This is a genomic window from Nocardiopsis sp. CNR-923 (assembly GCF_001942255.1).
Classification (GTDB): domain Bacteria; phylum Actinomycetota; class Actinomycetes; order Streptosporangiales; family Streptosporangiaceae; genus Nocardiopsis.
Genome location: NZ_MKKC01000032.1, coordinates 1 through 2,021, shown reverse-complemented (window position 1 = coordinate 2,021; position 2,021 = coordinate 1). Strand labels below are relative to the sequence as shown.

1 protein-coding gene and 1 pseudogene are annotated in these 2,021 nt (G+C 63.0%); both read left to right on the top strand.

Annotated features, from left to right (window positions below):
* Positions 1–690 precede the first annotated feature (690 nt).
* Entirely contained in the window at positions 691–1,131 is a 441-nt protein-coding gene (locus BJF83_RS27300) for a sigma-70 family RNA polymerase sigma factor (RefSeq protein ID WP_075924944.1), read from the top strand.
* A gap of 134 nt (positions 1,132–1,265) precedes the next feature.
* Positions 1,266–1,909 (top strand): annotated as a pseudogene (locus BJF83_RS01980) (ATP/GTP-binding protein).
* Positions 1,910–2,021 lie beyond the last annotated feature (112 nt).

The following is a 2,021-nucleotide window of genomic DNA, read 5'->3' as shown; positions in this document are numbered from 1 at the left end:
TGAACACCGAACCAGACCCGGACATCACCGTCACCTCCGGGCCCAGTCTCAACCCGAGCAACGGTGCTCAGAGAAGGCGGATGACGAGAGGCGATCCCGCCATACACCAGTAGCTCCGTCACCCTCGACTCTGACAGGGCTTCCTCGCGTGAGGTGTACCCACCGCTGTCTGCCGTCCCAGCGGGACAGATCCACCACGAGTCAAATCCATGCGACGAACGAGGTAACGCTTCAGCGTCGGCGTGCTCTTGGTTAATAGAAGGGCCGGGGTATCGAAGGAGACGCCACGAAGCGCCCGCCCCGCCCCAGAGAGGGGAACCAGCATGGAGGTTGTGCTCCTGGTCTCCGCGTTGGCCGTGGCCGGTCGAACGCTGACGTGGTTGAGCACATGGATACGCGAACGGTACCGACGCGAACGGCTGGCCCTAGCGATCAACCGGCTACCAGAAGGCAGCGACTACACCGACGACAGAGGTGGGGTGCGTGTACGCGTTGGTGGCGCAGTCCGCGACGGCGATGCCTGATCCATCGTGGCGAGAGAACCGGGCAGGCCAGGAAAGCACCGACCATGACGACGTACTCCGAACGGTCCGGTCAGACCGGACCGCACGAAGAGAACCGCCGACCAGATCCACCGTCCGACCAAGCCGTCTCCTTCGAAGACTGGTACAAGCGTGACATGCCAGGCTGGTGCGGTTCGCGATGCTGCTCGGGGCTCGTAAGGAGGACGCCCTTGACCTGGCCCAACAGGTGTTCGCTGATGCCTATCCGCGGTGGGACACGATCGCCTTCCCCGGGGCCTACCTACGCACATGCGTCAGCCGGGCCTTTAACAAGCGCCAGGCAACACTTCAAGGGCGCGAGACCAGCACCGACTCTGTCCCCGAGATAGTGGCTCCTGACGACCCCGCTGTCGGCCAGATCGAGTTCCACGACCAGGAGCAACAGATCCTCACAGAGATCAGACGGCTCAAGCCCGGTCAGCGCGAGGTCATGGCCTGGACCCTCGACGGATACAAACCAGCCGAGATCGCCTCGATCCTCGGGAAACCGCAAGGGGTGGTGCGCGCGAGCCTGTACAAGGCACGCAGGAATCTCCGGTATGCCCTGGCCAGTCGGGAGGAGGACTAGCGATGCTTGGCAAACGGCCCCTGAAAAGGCGGAAACTCAACAACGAGGAACTCGACGCCAAACTCAACGCGTTCACCGTCAACACCCACAACGCTCTTGCGGACGAACTCGACATCCAGTCTGGCCTCGACCAGATCAAGTCTCGGGAGTCCACCGACGCGGAAGTATTCAACCAAGCCGCTCACAGCGCAGTAACACCGGTCAAGATCATCGTCGCCGGGGGCTTCGGTGTCGGGAAGACGACATTTATTCGCTCTGTCTCTGACACCCCGCCTCTGACCACCGAGGCGGTCATGACCAGCGCCAGCGTCGGGGTGGACGACCTCGCCAAGACGCCGGACAAGCAGACCACCACCGTGGCGATGGACTTCGGCCGCATCTTCATCGACTCCGACCTGATCCTGCACCTGTTCGGCACCCCCGGACAGCACCGGTTCTGGTTCATGTGGGACGATCTCGTCGATGGCGCCATCGGCGCGTCGTGCTGGTGGACACCCGCCGCCTAGCGGACTGCTTCCCCGCGATCGACTACTTCGAGGAGGCGCGCCTGCCCTTCATCGTGGCGATCAACGGGTTCGACGGCTACTACCCCCATGCCGCGGACGAGGTCCGGGACGCGCTCGCACTCAGCCCGGACATCCCCATCGTCCAGGTGGACACCCACGACCGGGCCTCCACCGGGTCGACCCTGAAGACCCTGGTCAAGCACGCCAGCACAACGGCAGACTCCATGTTGTCCAGCAAGCTACTAACCTCTGTTTTGGGTCTCAGTGGATAGTACTCCAGCCGCACTTAGAGCTCATCTCAAAAGCCGTGCGAGGTGGCCCTGCGCCTGGCATGATCACGTGCTGTGAGTGATGTGTTGCCCGATGGGCTCTGGGAGATCGTTC